The following is a 21,479-nucleotide window of genomic DNA, read 5'->3' as shown; positions in this document are numbered from 1 at the left end:
CTGAAAGTCAGCTATGGCTCTATCAGTATGGATAACTGGGACAGTTTTATAACCGCCTTTAAATTTGACCACAAACGAGTTGGCAAATCTCATACGGTAGGCATTGAAGGTAATAACTGCCGTCTTAGACACCGATTGCGACGAGCCGTTCGAAAGACCTGTTGTTTCTCTAAGAAGCTCGATAATCACTTCAAAGTGTTTGATATGGTGTTCTTTTACATCAATTATGATTACGTCTGATGCCGGCATACTTTTTAGAACACCACCAATAAAGTAATTAAAGTCGAGTAGTAAGTTACTTGCTTTGGAGATAATTTCTTAAAAACCCCCAACCTCGCGTTGGGGGTTTTTGTATTCATAATCTCAATAACCAAATACAAGCAACTCAATCAGCAAAGTTTTGTAAAAGCGATTAGAATAGTCGGTTTCCTATGTTGCTAACATATTCAAAGTAAGCAGCATGTTTCATTTTTGATTGGGCGCACTATGTCAGACAATACCACGACTGCTACAGCAAGCATAAAGTCGAGCAAAAATCCTAAAAATTCACCAGTTGCGGCTGCTATTGATACCGCGACGTTATTGATCAAATGCCGCGATCAAGCGGGTATCGTACAGGCTGTATCTGAGTTTATACACCGTTATGGCGGCAATATTATCACTCTCGATCAGTATTCAACCGCTCATGAAGGCGGGCAGTACTTTATGCGTTTGGAGTTTGCGTTAGCAGGCTTGAGCGAAATTATGGATAACTTTGAAGCCAGCTTTGGGCATACGGTGGCTAAGCGCCATAATATGGCGTGGCGCTTGCATAATAATGCGATTAAAACCAAGGTTGGCATCTTAGTGTCAAAGTTTGACCATGCCTTGTTAGATTTACTGTGGCGGCATCAGCGCGGGTTACTCGATTGCGAGATTACCTGTGTCGTTAGTAATCACGAAGACTTGCGCCAAGCGGTAGAAAACTTTGGCATCACTTTTCATTATGTGCCAGTCACCAAGGATAACAAAGCCGAGGCAGAAGAGCAGATTCATACCTTGATGGCAGGCAATGATTTGCTGGTATTGGCGCGTTATATGCAGATTTTATCATCTGATTTTGTTAAGCGTTGGCCGATGCAAGTCATTAATATTCACCATTCATTTTTGCCCGCCTTTGTCGGTGCTGATCCTTATCGTCAGGCTTATGAAAAAGGCGTCAAGCTTATCGGAGCAACCGCGCACTATGTGACAGCTGAACTTGATCAAGGGCCTATCATTGAGCAAGATGTGCATCGGGTCACTCACCGTCAAGGAGTGGCAGAATTACGCGCTATTGGCCGTGATATCGAGCGTAATGTCTTAGCGCGCGCAGTAAATTGGCATGTACAAAATCGCGTGATTGTGGCAGGTAATAAAACCGTGGTTTTTAATTAGCTTTTTTTAAGACGGTGTTAAACCAAAATAAGAGCGTAAAAAAGGCCGCCAGTATTGGTATTTAATACTGGCGGCTTTTTTTAATCACACTACCACTATTACAGCACTGGATTTACAACAGCATCTCTAGCACAAACTTACTACCGACAAAGCCGATTGCTAATAAGATAAACGCATAAATGGTCATATTGGCAGCACGTTTACCACGCCATCCTGCGCGCCAATTACCCAATAATAATGCGCCAAACAACAGCCATGAGAGCACGCTAAAGACCGTTTTATGAGCAAGGTGCTGTGCCAACAAATCTTCTACATAAACAAAACCAATGCCTAGCGCGATACTCAATAAGACAAAGCCGACCAATAGCATATCGAACAATAAACTTTCCATGCTCTGCAAGGACGGCAGTTTATTGACCCAAAAGCGATGAATCGACTGGTGTTTCAGCTCGCGTATTTGTAAGCGCAAAAATAGCGCTTGCAGCGCTGCCATCAGCAGCACACAATAGGCGGCAAGTGATAGTAAGATATGCGCCTCTAACCCGACGCTGATGTCTGTAATCGGACGATAGGGCGCGCGGCCGATATAACCGACAATCATCCCGATTAATGCCGTCGGTGCTGCTAAAATACCGAGGCTGACGATAGGGCGGTATAAGCTAAAAATAACGTAGAAAAATAAGAAAAATAAACTGATCAGGCTAATGGTATTAAACAAGTTGAAATTTAGCCCATAAAGCGTGACCACATGCGGATAGAGTAGTGCGGCATGTGCGAGCATGCCGACGACCAATAAACCTAAGCTTACGCCCTTGTGGATAGGTTTATCGTGAATCAGCGCCCAACCAATGTAGATGCTGACCAAAATATAAACCATGCCAGCCATTAAAAATGCAAGTTGCAAGATAAAAAACCTCATCTCATGATGAGCGCAAAAACGCCGCTCAATTGAATGCTAAAATGGTATTATCAGAATGATTAGAATAATCATCCAATTTATCATAAAATGGCAAGCAATTGAGCGCCATCTTACGGATTGATTATAGCGCTTGTAGCACAGCAGCGCTTATTAGAAAAATGCCATTTGCAAAACGACTATAAGCTTTGTGGTCTCTTAATGCTATAGTGTTGATAATATGCTACTTTTTATCATTAATTTTATAAAATACTGCTTGATCGTTTGTAGCATCGCCAAACCATATAAATCAGCAAGCAACGCTGAACCAAATTTGACGACGTATTGTTGTCATAGTGTTTTTATCAAGAACCGCTTTTACCAAGAATTGCTTTTATCAAAGATTGTTTTCACTAAGAATTATTTTAATTGAGAGTTATTTATGTTTGATACCTTAACCGAACGCTTATCATCGAGCCTGCGTAATATCGCCGGTACTGGGCAGTTGACCGAAGATAATATCAAAGACACGCTGCGCGAAGTGCGCATGGCGCTGTTAGAAGCCGACGTCGCGCTGCCAGTGACGCGTGATTTTGTCAAACGTGTCAAAGAGCAAGCGCTTGGCGCAGAAGTGCTCAAAGAGTTGGCGCCAGGACAAGCCTTTGTCAAAATCGTCCATGACGAGCTGACCGAAATGATGGGCAGTGCCAATCAGCAGCTTGAGATGACGGGTAAACCGCCGGTTGTTTATCTGCTAGCAGGCTTGCAAGGGGCGGGTAAAACCACCACCGCTGGTAAATTGGCGAAATTCTTACAAGAGCGTCATAAGAAAAAGGTGATGCTGGTTTCTGCCGACGTCTACCGTCCAGCGGCAATTGCTCAGCTTGAGCAAGTAGCAGGACAAGTCAATGCCAAGTTTGTCAATTCAACAGTTGATGAAAATCCGATTGATATCGCCCGCCGCGCTATCGAAGAAGCTAAAATCCAATATCAAGATATTTTGATTATCGATACGGCTGGTCGTCTGGCTATCGATGAGACCATGATGGCTGAAATCAAGGCGTTAACCGCGGCGGTCAACCCGTCTGAAACCTTGTTTGTCGTCGATGCCATGACCGGGCAAGATGCGGCCAATACCGCCAAAGCCTTTAACGATGCGCTGCCATTGACTGGCGTTATCTTAACCAAGACCGACGGTGATGCGCGCGGCGGTGCAGCATTGTCTGTACGCGCCATTACGGGTAAACCGATTAAGTTTTTAGGTCGCGGTGAGAAACTTGACGCGCTCGAGCTATTCCACCCTGAGCGTATCGCTCAGCGTATTCTTGGCATGGGTGACGTCTTAAGCTTAGTTGAAGAAGTCGAGCAAAAAATCGACCGTGATAAAGCCGAAAAAATGGCGAAAAAGATGCAAAAGGGCGGCGACTTCGACCTTGAGGATTTATTGACCCAGTTTCAGCAAATGAAAAGCATGGGCGGCATGGCAGGTTTCTTAGATAAAATGCCTGGTATGGGCGGCTCTGACATGCAAAAAGCCGTGCAAGACGCTAAGCCTGAAGAAAAAGTACGTGAAATGGAAGCCTTGATTAATTCAATGACGCCGTTTGAGCGTAAGAATCCAGATAAGATTAATCCAAGCCGCAAGCGCCGTATTGCCGCAGGTTCGGGTCGTGAAATTCAAGACGTCAATCGTTTGCTCAAGCAGCACAAGCAAATGGCAAAAATGATGAAAATGATTTCTAAACCTGAAGGTATCAGTAAAATGATGAAATCGATGCAAGGCTTGATGGGCGGCGGCGGTGCTGGCGGCGGCGGTCCGTTATTTGGCGGCGGTCAGCAAGGCGGTGCCAAAGATGTGAATCCCGCGCAGATGGCAAAGCAGATGGGACTGGATCCAAACAATATGCCGAGCACTGAAGAGATGCAAAAACAGATGCAAGAGCTACAAAACCAAGCGCCAAAGAAGTTTAAAACGCGCTTTTAAGCAATAACCGTTTGGATTAGCACAGTTGTTACGTCTTAATATCTTTACGTTTTCATGAAAACCCCAAGCTAACATCGCTGTGGGGTTTTTTATGTCTGGCGTATTTGCATAAATATTGATGGATGCACTAGGAAAATTTAGAAATTAATAAAATTTTTTTATCCTAAATGCTATGATAGGCGCTGATTGATGAGCGCATGTTTTGTGGTATTAAGAAAATAAGCCGAGGTAATGATGTTTTTAGCAATGGATACCGTATTTGAGCAGTGTTCGATCGCGATTTTAGATGCCAATGGTCAGGTGCTATCGAGTCATACCGAACAAGGTAAACGTGAGCAAACTCAGCACATTTTGCCAATGATTGATGCGGCCTTATCTGAGGCTAATCTGCGTCTTACTGATATAAAAGCATTGATATTCAACCGTGGTCCTGGTGCTTTTAGCGGTATCAGAATCAATACAGCGGTGGTGCAAGCCTTATCTGTCGCCCACGATATTCCTTGTGTCGGTGTTTCTAGCTTACAAGCCATTGCCCAGTGTGCGTATCAAAGGTATGGTTTGACCCAAGTTTATAGCGCGCTTGATGCGCGTATGCAGCAAGTATATTTTGGGCAATATGCGCTAATAGACCATATTATGCAACCCGTTGTGCAAGAAAATGGCGAAGATACCGAGCGCTTACTTGATTATGACAGCCAAACCGCTGCTAATCTTCCTATCGCCGGTAATGGTGCGCCGCTACTAAAAATGCATGACGAACAAATTCTCCATGAAGAGGTTTGGCCAGATGCGGTAGTGATTGGACAATTGGGTATCGCTCAATTCATACAGACAGGCGGTAGCGATGCCGCTAATGCCTTACCAAAGTACTTGCGCAATCAAGCATGGAAAACGCTAAAAGAGCAAGGTAAGGCATAGTGCTTACATGATGATTCGTAAGCAATGCACTTTGTACTTCTACGTATAAACGATTATAAAAGCAACAACAATATAAAACAGCGGCTAGCGCTGTTTTTTTAGGGAAGCAACTGTGGATATACTGTTATTAATCCAAGCGCTCATTATGGGTATCGTTGAAGGTATCACGGAGTTTTTACCCATTTCTAGTACGGGGTATTTGATTTTATCAGCCGATTTGATGAGCTTTTGGACTAAGGAAAAAGTTGATTTGTTTGTGGTGGTAGTCCAGCTTGGTGCTATCTTAGCGGTCATTTATGATTACTGGGGCAGGCTGTGGCAAGCGCTGATGGGGCTACTGACCGGTAAAGCAGAAGGTATGAGTAATCCAAGGCAGCTTGGTTTAAGCTTAATTGTGGCGACCATTCCGGTAATGATTGTAGGTTTTACCTTTGCAGACGAGATTAAGGCGTATTTGTTTAACCCTATCGTGGTAGCGATTATGCTGATTGTCGGCGGTCTGCTGATATTTTATGTCGAAAATCGACCTAAAACGATTATTGCCCAAGAAGCAGAAGACGTCAGTCTAAAAACAGCGTTAATGATTGGTTTGATGCAGTGTCTGGCTTTGATACCCGGAACCTCACGCTCAGGTGCGACGATCATTGGCGCCCTCTGGCTTGGCGTGTCGCGCAAAGCTTCGGCGGAATTTTCTTTCTTTTTAGGCATACCTGTCATTGTTGGCGCGGCATTGTTGGATTTACTAAAGCACCATGATGTATTGACCAGTAGCGAAGACTGGCTGGTATTGGGTATAGGCACCGTGGTGTCATTTGTCGTGGCGTTACTTTGTATTCGCCTATTGGTCGCTTGGGTTAGCCGTCGCGATTTCAAAATTTTTGCATGGCTACGCATTATTACCGGCATCATCGTATTGGTCGCCGCTTGGGGTTTTGGCTATCAGATGGCAGGCTAAGTTTTAACGATGTGGCGTTATCATTTTCAACTGGGTTAACGGTAACGTTTTAAACCGTAAAGTATTAAAAGGGAGGGCAATCATGAGCAGTTTGCAACAAACATCAAGCGATTTTATGCATTGCCAGCTTTTTTATGTTAATGAAGCCCAACAAGCGCAAATCGCCAGCCTAAAAGCGCTGGTAGTGAAACATCAATTGCCTATTGTTCTAAACATTGAGTTGTTTAGCGAAAAGCTCAATCAAAAACGTCGCCAGCAATTAAGCCAGCATTCTATCCAGCCTATCTTAGTATTAGATGAAAAAGATAAGCTATCATGGCTGAGCGATGGGCTGAGCGTGGCGCCCGAATGGGATAAGCTACAACGCCGAGTGGTGAGTGCCGGGCGTAAGTCTGAGTTACTGCTACAAGCTGCTAAAATTACAGCGGATAGCACGGTCATTGATGCGACCGCAGGCTTTGGGCATGACAGCCTCATATTAGCCAGTACTGGCGCTCAAGTCATTATGCTTGAGGAGCAGCCCTTGATGGCGCTGTTTTTGCTAGCTGAACAGCAGCGGATGAGTACGCTACCAAATTGGCAAAAGCTGATGAGCCGACTACAGATTATTAATGTCGATGCGCTTAGTTATTTTGAAAGTATTGATTTTGCAGATTCTAGTAATGGTTCGACCGCTGATAGCTATCAAACTATTGATGTGGTATATCTCGATCCTATGTTTCCAGAGGATAGCTATCAAGATAGCAAAACGGGTAAAGGCGCGAAAGTGGGTAAGCATATGCAAGCCTTGCACCAATTGGCACGTCCGCCAACGCTAGAAGAAGAGTCGCAATTGCTCCAAAGTGCACAAGCGGTTGTCAGTCAAGGTGCAGGACAAGGCCGCGTCGTCGTCAAGCGTCCGCAGCTTGCACCATTACTGGCGCATCAACAACCGAGTGAAAGCTGGCATAATGAAGCGGTACGCTTTGATGGTTATTTCGTTTAAAAGACCTTTCGTTATCATGCATGGACTCAGTTAATCAGTTTGAGTGTTTAGAATACAAATATTTAGAAGTGGTGGATTTAATAGTAATGGATTCAGGAGAAAAGGATGTCAACGATTATAATTTGGGTCATTGGTGCAGGCTTATTACTGATGAATATTGCGTTGCGAACAGAAGTTTTACAGCTCAAAGCCCACCTAAAAGCGCTTAGGAATCCAAAAGAACAAATGGACTACTTACGGCAGCAAGCAAAGCTTAGCCAAAATAATAAGATGGCATCCATTAAGGCATTACGCAAGCAATATCCTGAGTTGTCACTCATTGAAGCCAACAACTTATGGCAACAAATCCAATAGCTCGCCAATCCTTTCGCTTCTATTCGCTTAACCTAGCAGCCTGCAAAAAAGTATATAAAATTTCTATAGATGATAATAAAACGCCATGACATTTAACGACAAATTACAAGCCTACCTGCAATTAACGCGCTTTGATAAACCTGTAGGTATCGAGCTGTTGCTCTGGCCAACGCTCTGGGGGGTAATGCTGGCGGCGATGGGACAGGCGCAGCAGCAAGGGGCAACGGCAGGTTTGCCGAGTCTAAAGATATTTGTATTATTTGCACTGGGCGCGATTTTTATGCGCGCGGCAGGCTGTGCAATCAATGATTTTGCTGATCGCAAGGTCGACGGTCATGTCAGCCGCACCAAAGGCCGTCCATTAGCGGACGGGCGTTTATCCGCTAAAGAAGCCATTGCTGCTTTTTCAGTATTGGTATTGCTGAGTGCCAGTTTGTTATTCTTTTTGCCTATTGCGGTATTCTACTGGTCGCTTGGCGCCGTTATATTGGCGTTTATTTATCCCTTTATGAAGCGTTTTACCCATTTGCCGCAAGTCTTTTTAGCGGCAGCGTTTGGTTGGGCGATACCGATGGCCTATGTCGCGATACAAGGCGCGCCTGATATCTGGTGTTGGTTACTGTTTATCGCTTATATGTGCTGGACCGTGGCTTATGATACCCAGTACGCGATGGCAGATCGTGAGGATGATTTAAAAATAGGAGTCAAATCAACGGCGATATTATTTGGTCGCTACGATGTGATTATCATCTCGCTGCTACAAACCGCATTTTTACTTATTATGGGTGCGGTCATGTGGCATTACTTTGCGCCAACCAGTGTAGGCGTGATACCAGTATTTGGCTTGGCGCTCGTGGCAATGATGTTTGCCAAGCAGAACAGCGCTTGTGCCAGTCGTCAAGCACTGGCCTGTTTTCAGGCATTTTTGGCCAATATATGGGTAGGGCGTTACGTCTTTGCTCTTATCGCAATCGCGTGTTTATGGACGACTTTTAATGGATAACTTTAAGAAGCTCTCAAAGTCAAAAGCTAGAAAGGTATCTGATGTTAATGCACCAGTTATCGATTATCATGCAAAACTAGCTGAACATGGCTTAACACGTGCACAAGTCATCGAAACTGAGCGTAAACTGGCGAAATTTGCCAATACCATGGATTCGCTCGTACGTATTCCTTTTACCAAACAAGGCATGGGGGCGGATGCGGCACTGTCGACCATTCCGCTGGCGGGAGATTTGGCAGGTCTTGCTTTGACCAGCTATGCTTTTATATTAGGTCGGCAGTTGGGCGTACCGGCGCATAAAATGACCCCAGCGGTTAGGTTGGCGCTGATTGATATGGTGGTTGGTATCGTACCGGGGATTGGCACAGTGCTCGATATCTTTATTCGGCCAAGTCGTAAGACATTGACTATCGTCCACGAGCATCTACACGATGAATATGGCATCACCGAAACCATGCATATGGATCGGCCGTTTTTGCATCAATCATTAGAAGATAGACAGCAGCAAAGTCGCTTTGCGTTCTTTTGGCGTAATCCTATCGTTGCTTGGCTATACCTGCATATTCCTGATCTATTGGGATTAATCGTTATTGTGGTTATTGGTTGGGGCTTATGGGCGCTGATAAGCTGGCTGGTCGGTCTGTTTAGCAAGACCACTGGTTTTGGTTAAAGGTAAAGTAGAGTAAAAAAGGCGGCAAATATGATAAGTATTTGCCGCCTTTTTTAGGGTTTAATTTATTATTTTCGACAGGTTTTAAGCCAAACTCTTATTGATAACATTATTCGGTAATGACTTCTGCTTCTACACTCATGGCCTCAAAGCTCGTTGTTTTATTGTTTTGAATAAGATCAATGCTGCTACCACCGCCATGACTGACCAGCTGAATACTGCCATCGTTTGAGCGATAAGTAGGGTTATTGCCTTGGCCTTCTGGCGCACTCAAGGTCATTTTTGGTTTATTTGGCAAGGTGACGATAGCGTTAAGTACGCCTTTTTCTGAGGTTTCAAAGATGACAAATAACGTCTCACCGCTGGCACTGCGATAATTGACATCAGTGATTTGCGCGCCTTTGATGGCTTGTTCTGGATTGGGCATTATCGCAGCACTATTTGTTGAGGTATCCGCTGCGCTAAGCTCGTTTTCTGTTTCATTTAAGCTTGTATCTTGCTCTAAAGTGGCTGCCGAATCAGTAGCGCTTGGCTTTGTTTCAGCAACTTTCGGTGCATTAATATTAGAGCTTACTGGCGTCGTTTGGGTGGTTGCTTCAGCAGTTTCATTAACGGTTTCAGGTTCTGGCGTCTTTTGGCAAGCATTTAGCAGTGATAGGCTTAAGAACGCAATAGAAATTGCTTTAAAGGAGGGTTTTGATTTCACTAAGGTAAAAATATCGGTTTTCATAATAGATAGCTATCCATTTATCATCGTTATTTAAGTGTTTTAAACTTTAAGGCTAGTCTAGCATTATTCTTTAAGCCTGCTTCTATACTGTTATAAATACATGCCTTGGCTTTGAGAGCATTTTTATAAAACAGCATCCGTATAAATATTGATAAAGGTTAGGGCGTGTCCTCAATTCAATCGATGGACATCTAAAAGGTCTAAAAATGGCTAAATTTTGCCAAACTTCGTCAAATAGCTGGGTAATATCCCGATATTAACTGCACTATTTTCCTTGTTTGGCTACAATTTATCTCATTTTTCTCACCATTTTTAAAATGAGGACACGCCCTAGCGTAACGTTAAATTATTACCTTTTACGCTTTATGCAATCGCGCCCGATTAGGTAATAGCCGCCCTAACATAATAGCCGATAAAGGGGTAAAGCAGCCGAGCATCATATCTGCTAATGCTTCAGCGCATATCGGTGCTAAAGCATAACCCTTTGCACCCATCGCGGAGAGCGCCCAAATGCGGCGGCTTTGCGCAAGTTGTCCGACCAAGGGATGGTAGTCAATCGTTTGCGTGCGCACACCGGCGCGTGCTTGCCATGCGCTGGTATCGTCTGGCAATATATCGCTTAATTCAGGAATATCCTCAAGCAATTTTTCGTAATTTTGCTGATTTTCTTCTTCACGGATATCAATGCTGGCGTCAGCATCTACAAAGCTGGCACCCAATAAAAACTGCGGCTCATTGTCGCGAATGTTATTTATCTTAGCATCGCCGCTTTGTCCGATAAAGGGCGCGCAATAACCACTATATTTGAGCGGTAATTTAGGCAGACCAGCTACCTGCTCGTCAGTGGGCGTAAACCAAGATAATTGCCCGCGAATAGTACGGCACTCAACGATACGTTTGTCTAATTGATGACTCTCATAGGCGGCGCAAATAACGACATTATCAGCGCAGATAGTGACAGAGCTTTGACTATTATCACTGCTGCTTTCTTTATCACCAATCACCGTCACTTTATCTGCAGTTTCTTTGATATCGGTAACGCTAAGCTGCTGATAATTGATATTTGAGTGCTTAAGGATGAGCGTTTTTAGCGCTTGTGGATTGACCAATCCAGATTTTGGTAAATATAAATTGTCCGTTAAGTCTTTAGTTTTTAAGCCGCTTAATTGCCGCGCCTCTTCAATCGTAACCGTGGTTGCCATTTCATTGGGATAATCGGCAATTTGCACAGGGCCGATATTGGTTTTGATTAGCAAGTCTAACGCGCCTGTTTGCTCAAGTATGAGCGGCGTTTGCTGCAGTTCTGCTTGCTGATTAAAATAACGGTACAGCCTGCCGCTATAGAGATAGCCGATAGAGTGCAAGTGCTCATAAACATGATGAATGGGCGTCATATTTGGTGCGAGGAGGGCGCGCGGATTGCCAGAGGCGCCAGCAAGCGGCGCGACTTTATCTACTATCGACACAGTCATACCGCGATTGGCTAGCGTCCAAGCCGTAAGTAGTCCCGCAACGCCTGCGCCAATAACCACTGTATGATTAGGAGTATGGTCATGAGGGTGTGACAAAACGCAAACATTGTTATCGTTATTTAGTGCTAAAGAATCAGGTAAGGACTCATCATTGTCCGCCATCGCTGCCGTTAACATTTCACGCTTGCGTCCAAAGCCTTTTACCTTTTTAATGCTAAAGCCATGCGCTTGCAAGCCGCGTTTGACGATACCAGCACAGCTATAAGTAGCGGCAGTGGTGCCAGTGCGAGATAAGCGCTGCATCTGGGTAAATATCGACTCTGCCCACAAGCTTTCATTACAAGAAGGCGCGAAACCATCTAAAAACCAAGCATCAATATAAGGGCGCTTGATAGCGGTCTCAGTATTTAAAGTAGCTAGGCTATTAAAAGTAGCCAGACTTGCCAAACCATCGCCCGCATCGCCCAACCAAATATCAAGCGTGATATTATCGTCAATAAAATTTAGTCGATGACAGCCAGCAATCAGCGGTGGGTAGTTTGCTAAAAGCTCTTTAATCAATTCGGCAAGTTCGGGCGCGCGCTGTGCCCATAAAGCGAGTATCTGCGTTAAGTCGTTAAGCGGTATGGGGTATTTTTCGGTAGTGATAAAGTGTAAGCGCGCGCTTGTTAACTGCGGCTGCTGCGTACGAAGCTGTCGCCAAAGCTGCCATGTCGCTAAAAAATTCAAGCCCGTCCCAAAGCCCAATTCAGCAATCGTAAAGCATTGCTTATCAGCAAGGTTTGCTAGGCGCTCGGGTAATTGATTATGGGCTAAAAATACATGGCGAGATTCTGCTAAGCCATCAGCGTGCGAGAAATACACATCGCCAAACTCCCCTGATACTGGCACTTGATTGCCAGCATCATCGGTTTGCCATGTAATATTAGCAGGGGTAATCACATCTGGCGGCGCAGGTTTTTTAGGGGGCTTGGTGGCTTTTTTATAAGTGGCAGGAGAGGTAGGCTTAGATATAGCTGATTTAGACTGAGGTTTAGACACAAATTTGGACATAAAGCATCACATTTATAGAGGATTTACTACCAGCGCTCGCGGCGCACAAACACCAACCACGAAATAAATATCCCAACCAATAAGCTCATTAACACCGTAAATGCGCCGTATAAAAACAACTGACCTTTGCTTTCATAAACCAAAACGTTTACTTGTGTTTGTAAGTCATTGACTTGACGCTGAAGCTGGGCATTACGGCTAAGCAATTCTTGATTGGCTTCAGAGAGCGCTTTAGTTGATGGTTGTAGCTGCGCCGCTAAAGTGTCGCTAATATTGGTAGCAGGCTGAGCATTGGTAGCTGGGTTCGGCGCTGTAGTAGACACCGTATTTGAGGCAGTATTTGGAAACGCTAGTTGATTAACAGTATTGGGCGCTAATACAGCGTTAGGCGCTAGCGGAGCAGTTCCTGCCACAGGATCAGCATTGGTCACAGTTGGTGCTGCTTGTGCTGATAGACTGGCAAGTAATAATAAGCTTGCAACGCTAACATTAGTAACGAAACCAAAAGCGGGCTTAGTAACATGATTAAAAACATGATGAGAAACAGAACCATTTAATAATAACTGCTGAATCACGATGCTGTTACCTTATTTGCTGGCTTGTCTGATGATGTAACTGCGGCACTGTCAGTAGGCGCAGGCAAGGTCTGCACGAACGGCTTGATATCTACATGGCTATAGACGCCATCACGCAAATAAGGCTCAGCGCTTGCCCATGCTTGCGCGGCATCAAGGGAGTCAAAGTCAGCAATAATCAAGCTGCCTGACATCTCGCTTTTACCGTGTTCGATGGGCGTTGGACCTGCGATAATAAGTCGCTGCTCGCTTTGTAATACTTGCAGGCGGGCAACGTGTTCGGCGCGCGTCACCTGACGTTGGGCGCTGCTGCCAGCAACATCGTGGCCGATAATAGCAAATAAGGACATGGGACTTCCTCAAGTAAATAATATGAATAAAGCGCTAATAACGACAATAAAAAACAATGATGATATGTCTCATTATATTTTTAAGTCTTATATTATGATTGAACTAGCTTCTATTTAGTGGTTTTATCGGTTAACGCTGGATTGAGATGGTTCTTTAATACGGCAAATTGCGCAATTACGAATACCAACATAATCGGAATCCAGCCGTAAGTTTTAAAGTTAATCCAAGCCTCATCAGACATCGTAAATGCCGTGATATAATGCAAAATACCCATAAAGGCAAAAAACAGTGCCCAAGCGACGGTCAGTTTTTTCCAGCCACTCAAGGTCAGTGAAAACACTTCTTTCATCGCCAATTGCATCAATGGCTTATTGATGATGGCACTGACCAATAGTGTTACCGCGAAGATACCGTTGATGATAGGCGACTTCCAGCGTAAGTAGATGTCGTCACGCAATAGCAGCGTCCCACCGCAAAAGACGATGGTTAATAATAAAACGACCCATTGCTGCTTATCAAATTTGCCTTTTTGACGCACAAAATGGATGGCATAAATGATGATAGTGGCCACGAGCAAGGCGCCTGCCGCCGCTAAAATGCCACTGTAACGCGCAGCAATAAAAAACGCGATCAACGGAATGAAGTCTAATAAGGCTTTCATAGCAAATAGGATGTCCAACAAAAAACGTATGGGGTAGTTTACACGTCTACTGCTGCAAAAAAAAGCAAGTAACAGGATAATCATCCGTTATGATCTGCCTTCATGCGTTATCTTCGCCGCATTTCGTCTTTTTTACTGATAATATAGTCAGTAATGACAGCATATCTATATGCACAACACTTTCAACACCCTCAATATCTTAAGGCCAGCTTTATGAAAATCGACTTACATTGCCACAGTACATGCTCTGATGGTACCTATGCGCCGACCGAGGTAGTACAGCGCGCGCACAACGCTGGCATTCATGTACTGGCGCTGACCGATCATGATACCTTGATGGGTATTGACGAGGCACGCGCGGCGGCGGCGGCCTATGATATACAATTAATCAATGGGGTTGAGATTAGCTGCGAGCATACACTTAGCGGCGGCTATGGCAAAAATAAATCCACCAATAAAATTATCCATGTGTTGGGACTTGATTTCACCGACTTTGATAAAATGCATGCGACGTTGCAGCAATTGCAAGACAGCCGTGCCACGCGCGGTCAGCGTATCACTGAAAAGCTTAGCGAGCTGCTAGATATTGATTATACCGAGCTATGGCAAGCGGTGCTCGATAAAGCAGGCGGCAATCCACAAGCGGTAGGGCGTGCGCATATTGGGCAAGTGTTGTTTGAGCGCGGTGCGGTAAAAACCGTGCAAAAAGCCTTTGATAAATATCTGGCCGATAATAAGCCCGCTTACGTGGCGATTGAAGCATTAACCATGCAGCGCGGCATCGAGCTGATCCACGCTTGCGGCGGCAAGGCGGTACTCGCGCACCCAACGCGCTATCAGCTATCTGCCACCCGCGTACGTAAACTGATCGAAGAATTTGCCGAGCTTGGCGGTGATGCTTGTGAGTTACCTTCAAATAGCGAACCGATTAGTACCCGAAGAATGGTCGATCGCAGTATCGCTGAACATCAGCTTGCGGCCTCTATTGGCAGTGACTTTCATGGAAGTAATATGCCGTGGCGACGTTTGGGCGACGTACCAAACCTTAATCCTGAACAGCAAGGTGTTTGGCAGTCATTTGCGGCATTGGCTTAGTCCAAAACAGGTTATTCTTAAGCTTAATAGATACGCTAAAATAAAACTTTAGATATTGACGGGTAAATCGATTAAAACCGATTGATAATTAAAGGAAAAATTGCCACACTAAATGCGTCAGTTTAGGTCTAATATAAGTCATGCTGTTTATTTTCATGTTTGGTTTGGCTCAATAACTTTCACTATCTGCGGTAGCCCATTATGGCTGTATCGATATCTCATCTAGGCTATAGAAAGCTCTCGCGAGTGATTTTCGAGTGGCAAGCGGCTGATAGGGCCTCACTGCTGGCGCTGTTTGTGTTAATAGAAGTCACCTCACATTGGTTATGGTGCGCGTTTGTTTGGTGGCGCCAAGATCTTTATGGCTCCTATGTAGATATGGGTCTGCTCTATCCTTTATGGACTGGGGTGACGCTGATGCTAGTGTTCTTTTTTTGGATGGTCAGCCGCACATCGCCGATTAGGACAGACACAAGCTCGTTATATAAATGGCAAGCGGTTATGATCACGCTTTATAGCCTTTATATTGCAGTGGTAATTTTAGTCATGGGTCATAGCAGTTTGGTCGCTGGGGTTTCGCTGGTTGGTGGGGCGATGCTTGGGATGATGCTGATACGGCGGCGCTATGTATGGAAAGCCTTTTTGGCTCACATTGCTTTGATCTTTTTGGTCACCTTAATTCCTTATTTTGGTTTTACCATTCCCAATCTGCGTCAAATGACCATCACTTCTTTTCCCTTAGATACTTATAGCTATCTTACCTTTAGTGAAACGGCGGCAATCGAAAACGCCATTTCTGCTGCAATTTTTCAAAATGGCACGCTCAGCTGGGATACATTTAATCAACTGCGCTCTTCTTCGGCATTTTTTTGGCGTACCACTCATATTTATATGGCGCTGCCAAAGGCGATTTTTATCATCTATATGTTTCGCACCCTGCTGTTGATATTGGATAATAGTAAAGCTGAAATCATGCAGTATGCCAATCAAGACGAATTGACCCAACTAAAAAGTCGGCGCTACGGTTTGACGCAAATGCAGCAAGCACTGCTAGCGATGGACGATAAACAAGATTTTAGCGTGATTTTATTGGACTTAGATTGGTTTAAAAATATCAATGATAACTATGGACACGATGTCGGCGACCAAGTTTTGTCTGAGGTTGCCCAAACGCTATTAAAATCGTTATCAGAAGAGGTGATTGTCAGTCGTTATGGCGGCGAAGAGTTTTTAATCGTGCTGCCAGATACCACGCACGAGGGCGCGATGACTATTGCTAAACAGCTACGCAAAGATATCGCCCAACAAGTCATCAAGAGCGATGATAATGTCGATTTTTATATCACCGCCAGTTTAGGGGTTTATACTCTGACGCATGAAGAGCGTGCGCGTATTCAAAATGAGTATAAAGCTTTAGCGCTAGAAGAAAATACGCAAGCGCTGACAGAAGCGCGCAAAAACCGTAGGCAAGGAGAGCGTAGACAAGAGCGTGGCTCGCACAGCTCAAACCAAGCAGGCGCACAACAGACCCATGCACAAAAAAGGATTTCGCAGAGAAGAAAGCGCGCTGCTAAAGAAATAGTGCAAGCCCAACTGCCCAGCGATATTTGTCAGCGCTTAATTTGTATCGCCGATAAAGCCTTGTATGAGGCAAAAGACCGCGGGCGTAATCAGGTGGTCAGTGCCAACCATATGCTCGCGGCAGAAACAGACAAGATCGCTGTCCTTTATGCGACTAGCTAATCGTTAACTAACGCCAGATGAAGTGCTTAAATTCTGTACTAAGCTTGAAAGTACACTGGTTGCAAAGCTGCCGGTCGTTAAAGTAAAACTGAGTACCAAGCTCAGCCCATGATCTGCGTCCTGCCATTTCCACCTTAATTCTTCAATCGGTAATCTTAGCGCGCGTCGTTGTGCTTTGATATCGCGCTGCTCTAAGCCTGCTGCCAACTGACTTAACAATGGACTTTTCTGTACGATAATATTTTCGATAGTAGCTGCTGCGCCACTGACTTTATCATTACCCACGCCCCATAATACTGCCGTTGGATGAATATCACCGCTGGCAAGTCGCGCTTGCAAAGTGTCGTCCATTACTTCGCTGGCAAATATTGAACCTGAGCCATCCAAATTAAACACTTCACCGGTAAGCCCCGTATTCCAGCTACCATCACGCACCCGCGCTGCTAATATCTCATTAAATATCAAGCTGCGCGCCGCTGATAATTCCATACTGTTTTGTTCACGCGGCGCCTGTTTACGTTTGCCTTTTTTGGGTTGCGGACGACTTTCTGGCGCTGGACGCGCAAATAACGCCAATGCTTCTCTAACATTATTACCGTGACGGCCAAAGCGCTGCGGACCAAAATAATTGGGCACGCCCGTTATGCTGATATGGGCCAAATGCTGCTCGACGGTATCCTTGTTGCTTTTGTTAGACGGCGTCGTCTCTGTGCCCGCAAACTGGATGTCACGCAAGGTAATGATAAATTGATTGGCTCTATGCGTACCACGATTGAGTTTTTTATTATGCCACTCCTGCGCAAGGATGGTGAGCGATTCATTGGCGCCAATATCTACTGGAGCAAATTCAGACTCAGGTAATTGCTTTTTTGGTAGGCGCAGGCTAAACCACTGTGTCGTCAGCGCATGACGGTCTTTTAGTCCCGAGTAACCGACATCACGCAGTGGAATTTCTGCCCACTCGGACAGCAGTTTAGCTAGATAGGCGGTATTCATACCGAGCTTTTCGATATGCAGCCATAAGTGTTCACCTTCGCCTGTAAAGTCGAGCGGCAATATCTCATTGACCACAAAATCTGTGGCATGGGCTTTATAGGTCGCTTGTTTTAAAGGCGACTGCGTCGGCTGTGGTAATTTGGATGTATCAGTGGCGGCGGTAATATCGATATTTGAGATATCAAAGGTTTTATCAGTCAAAGGTTTGTTATTAGGAGAATCGTTATTAAATGAGTCGTTAGCAAAATCGTCTTGAGAAGTCATAAAAGGTATCTTTTGTATTGATAAAAAGTGGTAAGAGCAAAACGTTAAAGAGGGAATAAAGGTAAGTTTACGTTTTGCAACGCAGTCAGTATATAAAAAAATGGCGTCTGGCAATGGGTCTTGCTAGTATCAAAGTATCTGGCAAGACATCTGGTTTTTTAATCACGTATTTTGGGCGTTAATATTTTATTTAAAATGCCGATAAAAAATACGTTTGCAGCAGGAAATAATAAATTTTAATAATAACCGTTAAGGATAACTATGACCAGCTCAACTATCAAAACCGTCACGATCGATAAAGCCGATATCCCTAATGGCGGCATGAAATCGTTCAAGCAAGACGATGACAGCATCATTTTAGTCACCCGCGATGATAATATGTTCTACGCTTTCGATGGAAAGTGCCCTCACGCTGGGGCTGATTTGGGCGCTGGTGTGCGCTGTGGCAATCGAGTGATTTGTCCTTGGCATCATGGAACGTTTGATAGCACGGACGGCTCATTATTAGAGCCGGTTGCCGCTGACGGCTTAACCCAGTATCAGCTTACTGACAATGGCGACAGCTTGAGTGTCAATACCAGCAAAACTATAGATCACAGTACCATCAATGACAAACTTGACGACACTCATACCGTGATCGTAGGTAGTGGCGCGGCTGGATTTATGACCGCGCACCGCCTTCGTAAGCTCGGCTATGGCGGCAAAATCACCATCATTAGCGAAGATGACAAAGCCCCTTATGATAGAACATTATTGTCCAAAGCCTTTTTGTCAGGTGATGCAGATGAGAAAAAACTCATGCTCGGCGGCAGTGACTGGGCAGAAAATCACAATATAAACTTGCAGTTAAAAACCACTGTCAGCGAGGTGAGGCCCAATGAAAACGTCCTGACCGTCAAAAAAGATACGGGCGATAATGAGACCATCCGCCCTGACTTTTTAGTCGTGGCGACGGGCGCCGAGCCGGTCATTCCACCGATTGAGGGGGCTCAGCAAAACGGCGTCTATACCCTTCGCAGTTTAGACGATGCTAAAGCGATGAAAGCAGCAAGTGTGGATAAGCGTGTGATCATCGTTGGCACCGGATTTATCGGAATGGAGGTCGCCTCAGCGCTTGCAAAAGCAGGTCGTGTTGCTAGCGTTACCGTGATAGGTCGAGAGTCTCGTGTCATGAGTCATATCATTTCAGAGTCAGTCAGCGCTGCGCTCATTAACCGTCACCAAGACCGAGGTGTGACCTTTGTCCTTAATGCTTCAGTCGGCAAAATCAATGGCGATGATAAAGGGGTGAACGGTGTGACCCTTGCAAGTGGCGATCGCATAGACGCTGATATGGTCATTCTTGGTACGGGCGTGTCACCGCGAACGGATGTACTCAGCGACGTCAACGATCCTGATGGCGTGCAAGTTGATAATCATCTACAACTGCGCGACGGTGTTTATGCACTCGGCGATATTGCCAAAGCGCCTAATCAAATGGGACGACTGCGCATTGAGCATTGGCGCGTGGCGCTACAGCATGGCCTTGTAACCGCGGCAGCGATAGTGGGAGCAGACGATGTCAATGACAACGCCGAGCGTGTGCCATTTTTTTGGACGATGCAATGTGACAAAAGTATGCGCTATAGCGGTCATGCAGCCACGACTGATCATAGTATTTTGCGAGGCGATCTACAGCAGTTCAATTATATCGAGTTTTATTTTGATGATGAAGGCGAGAACACGCGAGCCAGTGCTGCTAGTGGGGTTGGTCATGATAAAGAAATGGCTGCCTTTGGCGAGCTACTACGCCGAGGTCACGCGCCAACGCGCGCGCAAATCAATGCTGGGTTTGATATTATCGAGCAAGCCCATGCGTTATCGCGCTAGTAGTAAAAACGGATACGTATTATTATAAAGGCTGGCTTGGTTATCCGAGCCAGCTTTTTATATGACTTATAAGCTATGAACGGAAAAGGAAAACCGATGCTATGAATAAAGACCACATTACTAAAGAAGCCTTAAACAAAACAACCGTATTTTTACGTCAAGCTGAAGTAAGTGATATCGACGCGCTCGAGCAATTGCTCAATCGCTGTTATCGGCAAGCGGCAGGCTGGACCAATGAAGCAGATTTGGTCGGCGGTATTCGCACCACCAAGGACGAGCTATTGGCTGTCATTAATGACCCCAAGCATTACGTTTTTATTTATCCAAAAACCACGACAGGTGAGCGTGACGGAAAAGAAACAGGTGAGCTATTAGGCTGTATCGCGGTCGATATAAAAGACGAAGTTACTACAAATCAGCGTGCTGGTAATCAAAAAGCGTATATCGGTATGTTTGCCGTCTTGCCTGAGCTACAAGGGCATGGCGTCGGTCATCAGATACTGCAGGCAGCTGAGACATTTGCGCAGCGGCATTTACAAGCAAATATCCAAGCGTCTGTACAAAATCCCGCGCGTTTAACGATGTCTATTTTAAGTCATCGACCAGAGCTCTTGGCATATTATCAGCGCCGCGGTTATCAGTTAAATGGCAATAGCATGCCGTTTCCCATCGATGGCAATAATGGCGAACCTAAACGCCAAGATTTAGAGTTGTTAGAATTAGAAAAACTTGTAAGCTAATTATCAATCAATCAGTTTTCTTAAACTAATGGCCATTAACCCCAAAAACTGCCAAAGGTCATAAACAATCCGACACTTAATAGGAGAAATGCCACGATAATTAAACGCTTAAACCAGTTAAAACCGAGCAGGCGCGTGGCATTATCATTGGACATCAAATAAGCAAACAGGCCGATTAGGCTGGCGACCAAGGTCATGATGCCAAGACCAATCGGTAATATAGAAAAATACATCTGCCACACAAGCATCTCGCAACGGTGATTATTAAACGCATCATAGCAGTATCATGATTGTGCTGTCTGCATTATCTGCCTCTTACGTTTGAAAAACGTTATCAGCATAACAGGAGGTCAAAGTGGGAAAGTTTAAAAAATTGACGTTACTCCTCCTATATATACTATTTTTTGTCACCTACTCTAAAGCACCTCCCGACAGTACGGTTGCGCGCTTGATTGCAGCACAATATAAAGAAGGTATCAAGATAATGCAGGCTGCCAAGGCGAACGCTGGCAATGACAAAATGGCACAAGATATAAGCAGTCTAATGGAGCGCATGATGCCAACGTTTGAACGCGTCGAGAATATAGACTGTAACCGCGTCAAGGGTAACCGTACTTTTAGCTGTACCGCTGATATCACCCAAAAGATTGCGGGAAATAGCAGAACTAATAAAACCATATTTAACGTTTATCAAGTCAATGGAGAATGGACGCTGGATAAGTAACCGCTTTGATAAATGAAGATATTTAT

The 21,479-nt window shown here is 44.9% G+C and carries 22 protein-coding genes; 14 read left to right on the top strand and 8 right to left on the bottom strand.

All coding sequences use genetic code 11. The features are described 5' to 3' along the window. Both A7325_RS13340 and purU read left to right on the top strand, forming a co-directional pair. A partial coding sequence (locus tag A7325_RS13340; RefSeq protein ID WP_264753688.1) for an IS1 family transposase occupies positions 1-240 on the top strand: 240 nt, incomplete at its 5' end. Positions 241-486: 246 nt separating this feature from the next. Further along, positions 487-1,416, top strand: a complete 930-nt coding sequence (gene purU, locus A7325_RS01285; RefSeq protein WP_226928880.1) for a formyltetrahydrofolate deformylase — start codon at positions 487-489, stop codon at positions 1,414-1,416. A gap of 112 nt (positions 1,417-1,528) precedes the next feature. Here purU and A7325_RS01280 read toward each other — a convergent pair whose 3' ends face one another. After that, positions 1,529-2,335, bottom strand: coding sequence for an inner membrane protein YpjD (locus A7325_RS01280; protein ID WP_068403947.1), 807 nt, complete (start codon positions 2,333-2,335; stop codon positions 1,529-1,531). 418 nt (positions 2,336-2,753) lie between these two features. Here A7325_RS01280 and ffh point away from each other — a divergent pair, with 418 nt between their 5' ends. The 7 genes from ffh (at position 2,754) to A7325_RS01245 (ending at position 9,180) form a co-directional block, all read left to right on the top strand. Beyond that, the gene (gene ffh, locus A7325_RS01275) at positions 2,754-4,295 is read left to right on the top strand and encodes a signal recognition particle protein (RefSeq protein WP_068403945.1); all 1,542 of its coding nucleotides are present in this window, start codon (positions 2,754-2,756) and stop codon (positions 4,293-4,295) included. Between the two features lie 234 nt (positions 4,296-4,529). Continuing rightward, positions 4,530-5,213, top strand: a complete 684-nt coding sequence (tsaB, locus tag A7325_RS01270) for a tRNA (adenosine(37)-N6)-threonylcarbamoyltransferase complex dimerization subunit type 1 TsaB (RefSeq protein WP_068403954.1) — start codon at positions 4,530-4,532, stop codon at positions 5,211-5,213. Between the two features lie 112 nt (positions 5,214-5,325). After that, entirely contained in the window at positions 5,326-6,168 is an 843-nt protein-coding gene (locus A7325_RS01265; protein ID WP_068403943.1) for an undecaprenyl-diphosphate phosphatase, read from the top strand. 82 nt (positions 6,169-6,250) lie between these two features. After that, positions 6,251-7,153: a class I SAM-dependent methyltransferase gene (locus tag A7325_RS01260; RefSeq protein WP_068403942.1), complete on the top strand. Its 903-nt coding sequence runs from the start codon at positions 6,251-6,253 to the stop codon at positions 7,151-7,153. 105 nt (positions 7,154-7,258) lie between these two features. Continuing rightward, on the top strand, positions 7,259-7,507 hold the full coding sequence (locus A7325_RS01255; RefSeq protein WP_068403940.1) for a hypothetical protein: 249 nt from the start codon (positions 7,259-7,261) through the stop codon (positions 7,505-7,507). Positions 7,508-7,592: 85 nt separating this feature from the next. After that, complete coding sequence (gene ubiA / locus A7325_RS01250) at positions 7,593-8,510, top strand: 4-hydroxybenzoate octaprenyltransferase (RefSeq protein ID WP_068403937.1); 918 nt, start codon at positions 7,593-7,595, stop codon at positions 8,508-8,510. After that, positions 8,503-9,180: a DUF4112 domain-containing protein gene (locus A7325_RS01245; RefSeq protein WP_068403935.1), complete on the top strand. Its 678-nt coding sequence runs from the start codon at positions 8,503-8,505 to the stop codon at positions 9,178-9,180. Before ubiA ends, A7325_RS01245 begins: the two co-directional genes overlap by 8 nt. A gap of 109 nt (positions 9,181-9,289) precedes the next feature. Here A7325_RS01245 and A7325_RS01240 read toward each other — a convergent pair whose 3' ends face one another. The 5 genes from A7325_RS01240 to ispZ form a co-directional block, all read right to left on the bottom strand. Then, on the bottom strand, positions 9,290-9,910 hold the full coding sequence (locus A7325_RS01240) for a hypothetical protein (RefSeq protein WP_068403931.1): 621 nt from the start codon (positions 9,908-9,910) through the stop codon (positions 9,290-9,292). A 356-nt stretch (positions 9,911-10,266) separates the two neighbouring features. Then, complete coding sequence (mnmD, locus tag A7325_RS01235; RefSeq protein WP_082894239.1) at positions 10,267-12,435, bottom strand: tRNA (5-methylaminomethyl-2-thiouridine)(34)-methyltransferase MnmD; 2,169 nt, start codon at positions 12,433-12,435, stop codon at positions 10,267-10,269. 26 nt (positions 12,436-12,461) lie between these two features. Further along, complete coding sequence (locus tag A7325_RS01230; protein WP_068403929.1) at positions 12,462-13,010, bottom strand: hypothetical protein; 549 nt, start codon at positions 13,008-13,010, stop codon at positions 12,462-12,464. After that, a complete protein-coding gene (locus tag A7325_RS01225) occupies positions 13,007-13,360 on the bottom strand; it encodes a YciI family protein (protein ID WP_068403927.1) in 354 nt (117 codons plus the stop codon). Before A7325_RS01225 ends, A7325_RS01230 begins: the two co-directional genes overlap by 4 nt. 110 nt (positions 13,361-13,470) lie before the next feature. Continuing rightward, positions 13,471-14,022 (bottom strand): septation protein IspZ, encoded by a 552-nt coding sequence (ispZ, locus tag A7325_RS01220; RefSeq protein WP_068403925.1) that lies wholly within the window; start codon positions 14,020-14,022, stop codon positions 13,471-13,473. A gap of 213 nt (positions 14,023-14,235) precedes the next feature. Between ispZ and A7325_RS01215 the strand changes: the two genes are divergently transcribed. Beyond that, a complete protein-coding gene (locus A7325_RS01215; RefSeq protein WP_068403923.1) occupies positions 14,236-15,117 on the top strand; it encodes a PHP domain-containing protein in 882 nt (293 codons plus the stop codon). 201 nt (positions 15,118-15,318) lie between these two features. Next, the gene (locus tag A7325_RS01210; protein WP_068403921.1) at positions 15,319-16,860 is read left to right on the top strand and encodes a sensor domain-containing diguanylate cyclase; all 1,542 of its coding nucleotides are present in this window, start codon (positions 15,319-15,321) and stop codon (positions 16,858-16,860) included. A gap of 3 nt (positions 16,861-16,863) precedes the next feature. On the opposite strand, the gene truD is transcribed toward A7325_RS01210, so the two are convergent. Then, a complete protein-coding gene (truD, locus tag A7325_RS01205; protein ID WP_082894238.1) occupies positions 16,864-18,120 on the bottom strand; it encodes a tRNA pseudouridine(13) synthase TruD in 1,257 nt (418 codons plus the stop codon). Positions 18,121-18,381: 261 nt separating this feature from the next. Here truD and A7325_RS01200 point away from each other — a divergent pair, with 261 nt between their 5' ends. Both A7325_RS01200 and A7325_RS01195 read left to right on the top strand, forming a co-directional pair. Then, positions 18,382-19,989 carry an FAD-dependent oxidoreductase gene (locus A7325_RS01200; protein WP_068403919.1) on the top strand — a complete coding sequence of 536 codons (1,608 nt, stop codon included), beginning with the start codon at positions 18,382-18,384 and terminating at the stop codon, positions 19,987-19,989. 101 nt (positions 19,990-20,090) lie between these two features. Further along, a complete protein-coding gene (locus A7325_RS01195; protein ID WP_068403917.1) occupies positions 20,091-20,729 on the top strand; it encodes a GNAT family N-acetyltransferase in 639 nt (212 codons plus the stop codon). 35 nt (positions 20,730-20,764) lie between these two features. On the opposite strand, the gene A7325_RS01190 is transcribed toward A7325_RS01195, so the two are convergent. After that, positions 20,765-20,977 (bottom strand): hypothetical protein, encoded by a 213-nt coding sequence (locus A7325_RS01190; protein ID WP_068403915.1) that lies wholly within the window; start codon positions 20,975-20,977, stop codon positions 20,765-20,767. A 107-nt stretch (positions 20,978-21,084) separates the two neighbouring features. Here A7325_RS01190 and A7325_RS01185 point away from each other — a divergent pair, with 107 nt between their 5' ends. Beyond that, positions 21,085-21,453: a hypothetical protein gene (locus tag A7325_RS01185; protein ID WP_227514913.1), complete on the top strand. Its 369-nt coding sequence runs from the start codon at positions 21,085-21,087 to the stop codon at positions 21,451-21,453. Positions 21,454-21,479 lie beyond the last annotated feature (26 nt).

Origin of the sequence: Psychrobacter sp. SHUES1 (assembly GCF_001652315.1) — a bacterium.
GTDB classification, from domain to species: Bacteria; Pseudomonadota; Gammaproteobacteria; order Pseudomonadales; family Moraxellaceae; genus Psychrobacter; species Psychrobacter faecalis.
The sequence above is the reverse complement of the archived record's forward strand: the minus strand, read 5'-3'. Positions and strand labels throughout refer to the sequence as shown.

Bases quoted from the DNA above. Each gene is read 5' to 3' on its own strand.
- A7325_RS01280 (WP_068403947.1), bottom strand. From the start codon at position 2,335: ATGAGGTTTTTTATCTTGCAACTTGCATTTTTAATGGCTGGCATGGTT.
- A7325_RS01210 (WP_068403921.1), top strand. From the start codon at position 15,319: ATGGCTGTATCGATATCTCATCTAGGCTATAGAAAGCTCTCGCGAGTG.
- A7325_RS01195 (WP_068403917.1), top strand. From the start codon at position 20,091: ATGAATAAAGACCACATTACTAAAGAAGCCTTAAACAAAACAACCGTA.
- truD (WP_082894238.1), bottom strand. From the start codon at position 18,120: ATGACTTCTCAAGACGATTTTGCTAACGACTCATTTAATAACGATTCT.
- tsaB (WP_068403954.1), top strand. From the start codon at position 4,530: ATGTTTTTAGCAATGGATACCGTATTTGAGCAGTGTTCGATCGCGATT.
- A7325_RS01255 (WP_068403940.1), top strand. From the start codon at position 7,259: ATGTCAACGATTATAATTTGGGTCATTGGTGCAGGCTTATTACTGATG.
- A7325_RS01215 (WP_068403923.1), top strand. From the start codon at position 14,236: ATGAAAATCGACTTACATTGCCACAGTACATGCTCTGATGGTACCTAT.
- ispZ (WP_068403925.1), bottom strand. From the start codon at position 14,022: ATGAAAGCCTTATTAGACTTCATTCCGTTGATCGCGTTTTTTATTGCT.
- A7325_RS01200 (WP_068403919.1), top strand. From the start codon at position 18,382: ATGACCAGCTCAACTATCAAAACCGTCACGATCGATAAAGCCGATATC.
- A7325_RS01245 (WP_068403935.1), top strand. From the start codon at position 8,503: ATGGATAACTTTAAGAAGCTCTCAAAGTCAAAAGCTAGAAAGGTATCT.
- purU (WP_226928880.1), top strand. From the start codon at position 487: ATGTCAGACAATACCACGACTGCTACAGCAAGCATAAAGTCGAGCAAA.
- ubiA (WP_068403937.1), top strand. From the start codon at position 7,593: ATGACATTTAACGACAAATTACAAGCCTACCTGCAATTAACGCGCTTT.
- A7325_RS01225 (WP_068403927.1), bottom strand. From the start codon at position 13,360: ATGTCCTTATTTGCTATTATCGGCCACGATGTTGCTGGCAGCAGCGCC.
- ffh (WP_068403945.1), top strand. From the start codon at position 2,754: ATGTTTGATACCTTAACCGAACGCTTATCATCGAGCCTGCGTAATATC.
- A7325_RS01260 (WP_068403942.1), top strand. From the start codon at position 6,251: ATGAGCAGTTTGCAACAAACATCAAGCGATTTTATGCATTGCCAGCTT.
- mnmD (WP_082894239.1), bottom strand. From the start codon at position 12,435: ATGTCCAAATTTGTGTCTAAACCTCAGTCTAAATCAGCTATATCTAAG.
- A7325_RS01240 (WP_068403931.1), bottom strand. From the start codon at position 9,910: ATGAAAACCGATATTTTTACCTTAGTGAAATCAAAACCCTCCTTTAAA.
- A7325_RS01190 (WP_068403915.1), bottom strand. From the start codon at position 20,977: ATGCTTGTGTGGCAGATGTATTTTTCTATATTACCGATTGGTCTTGGC.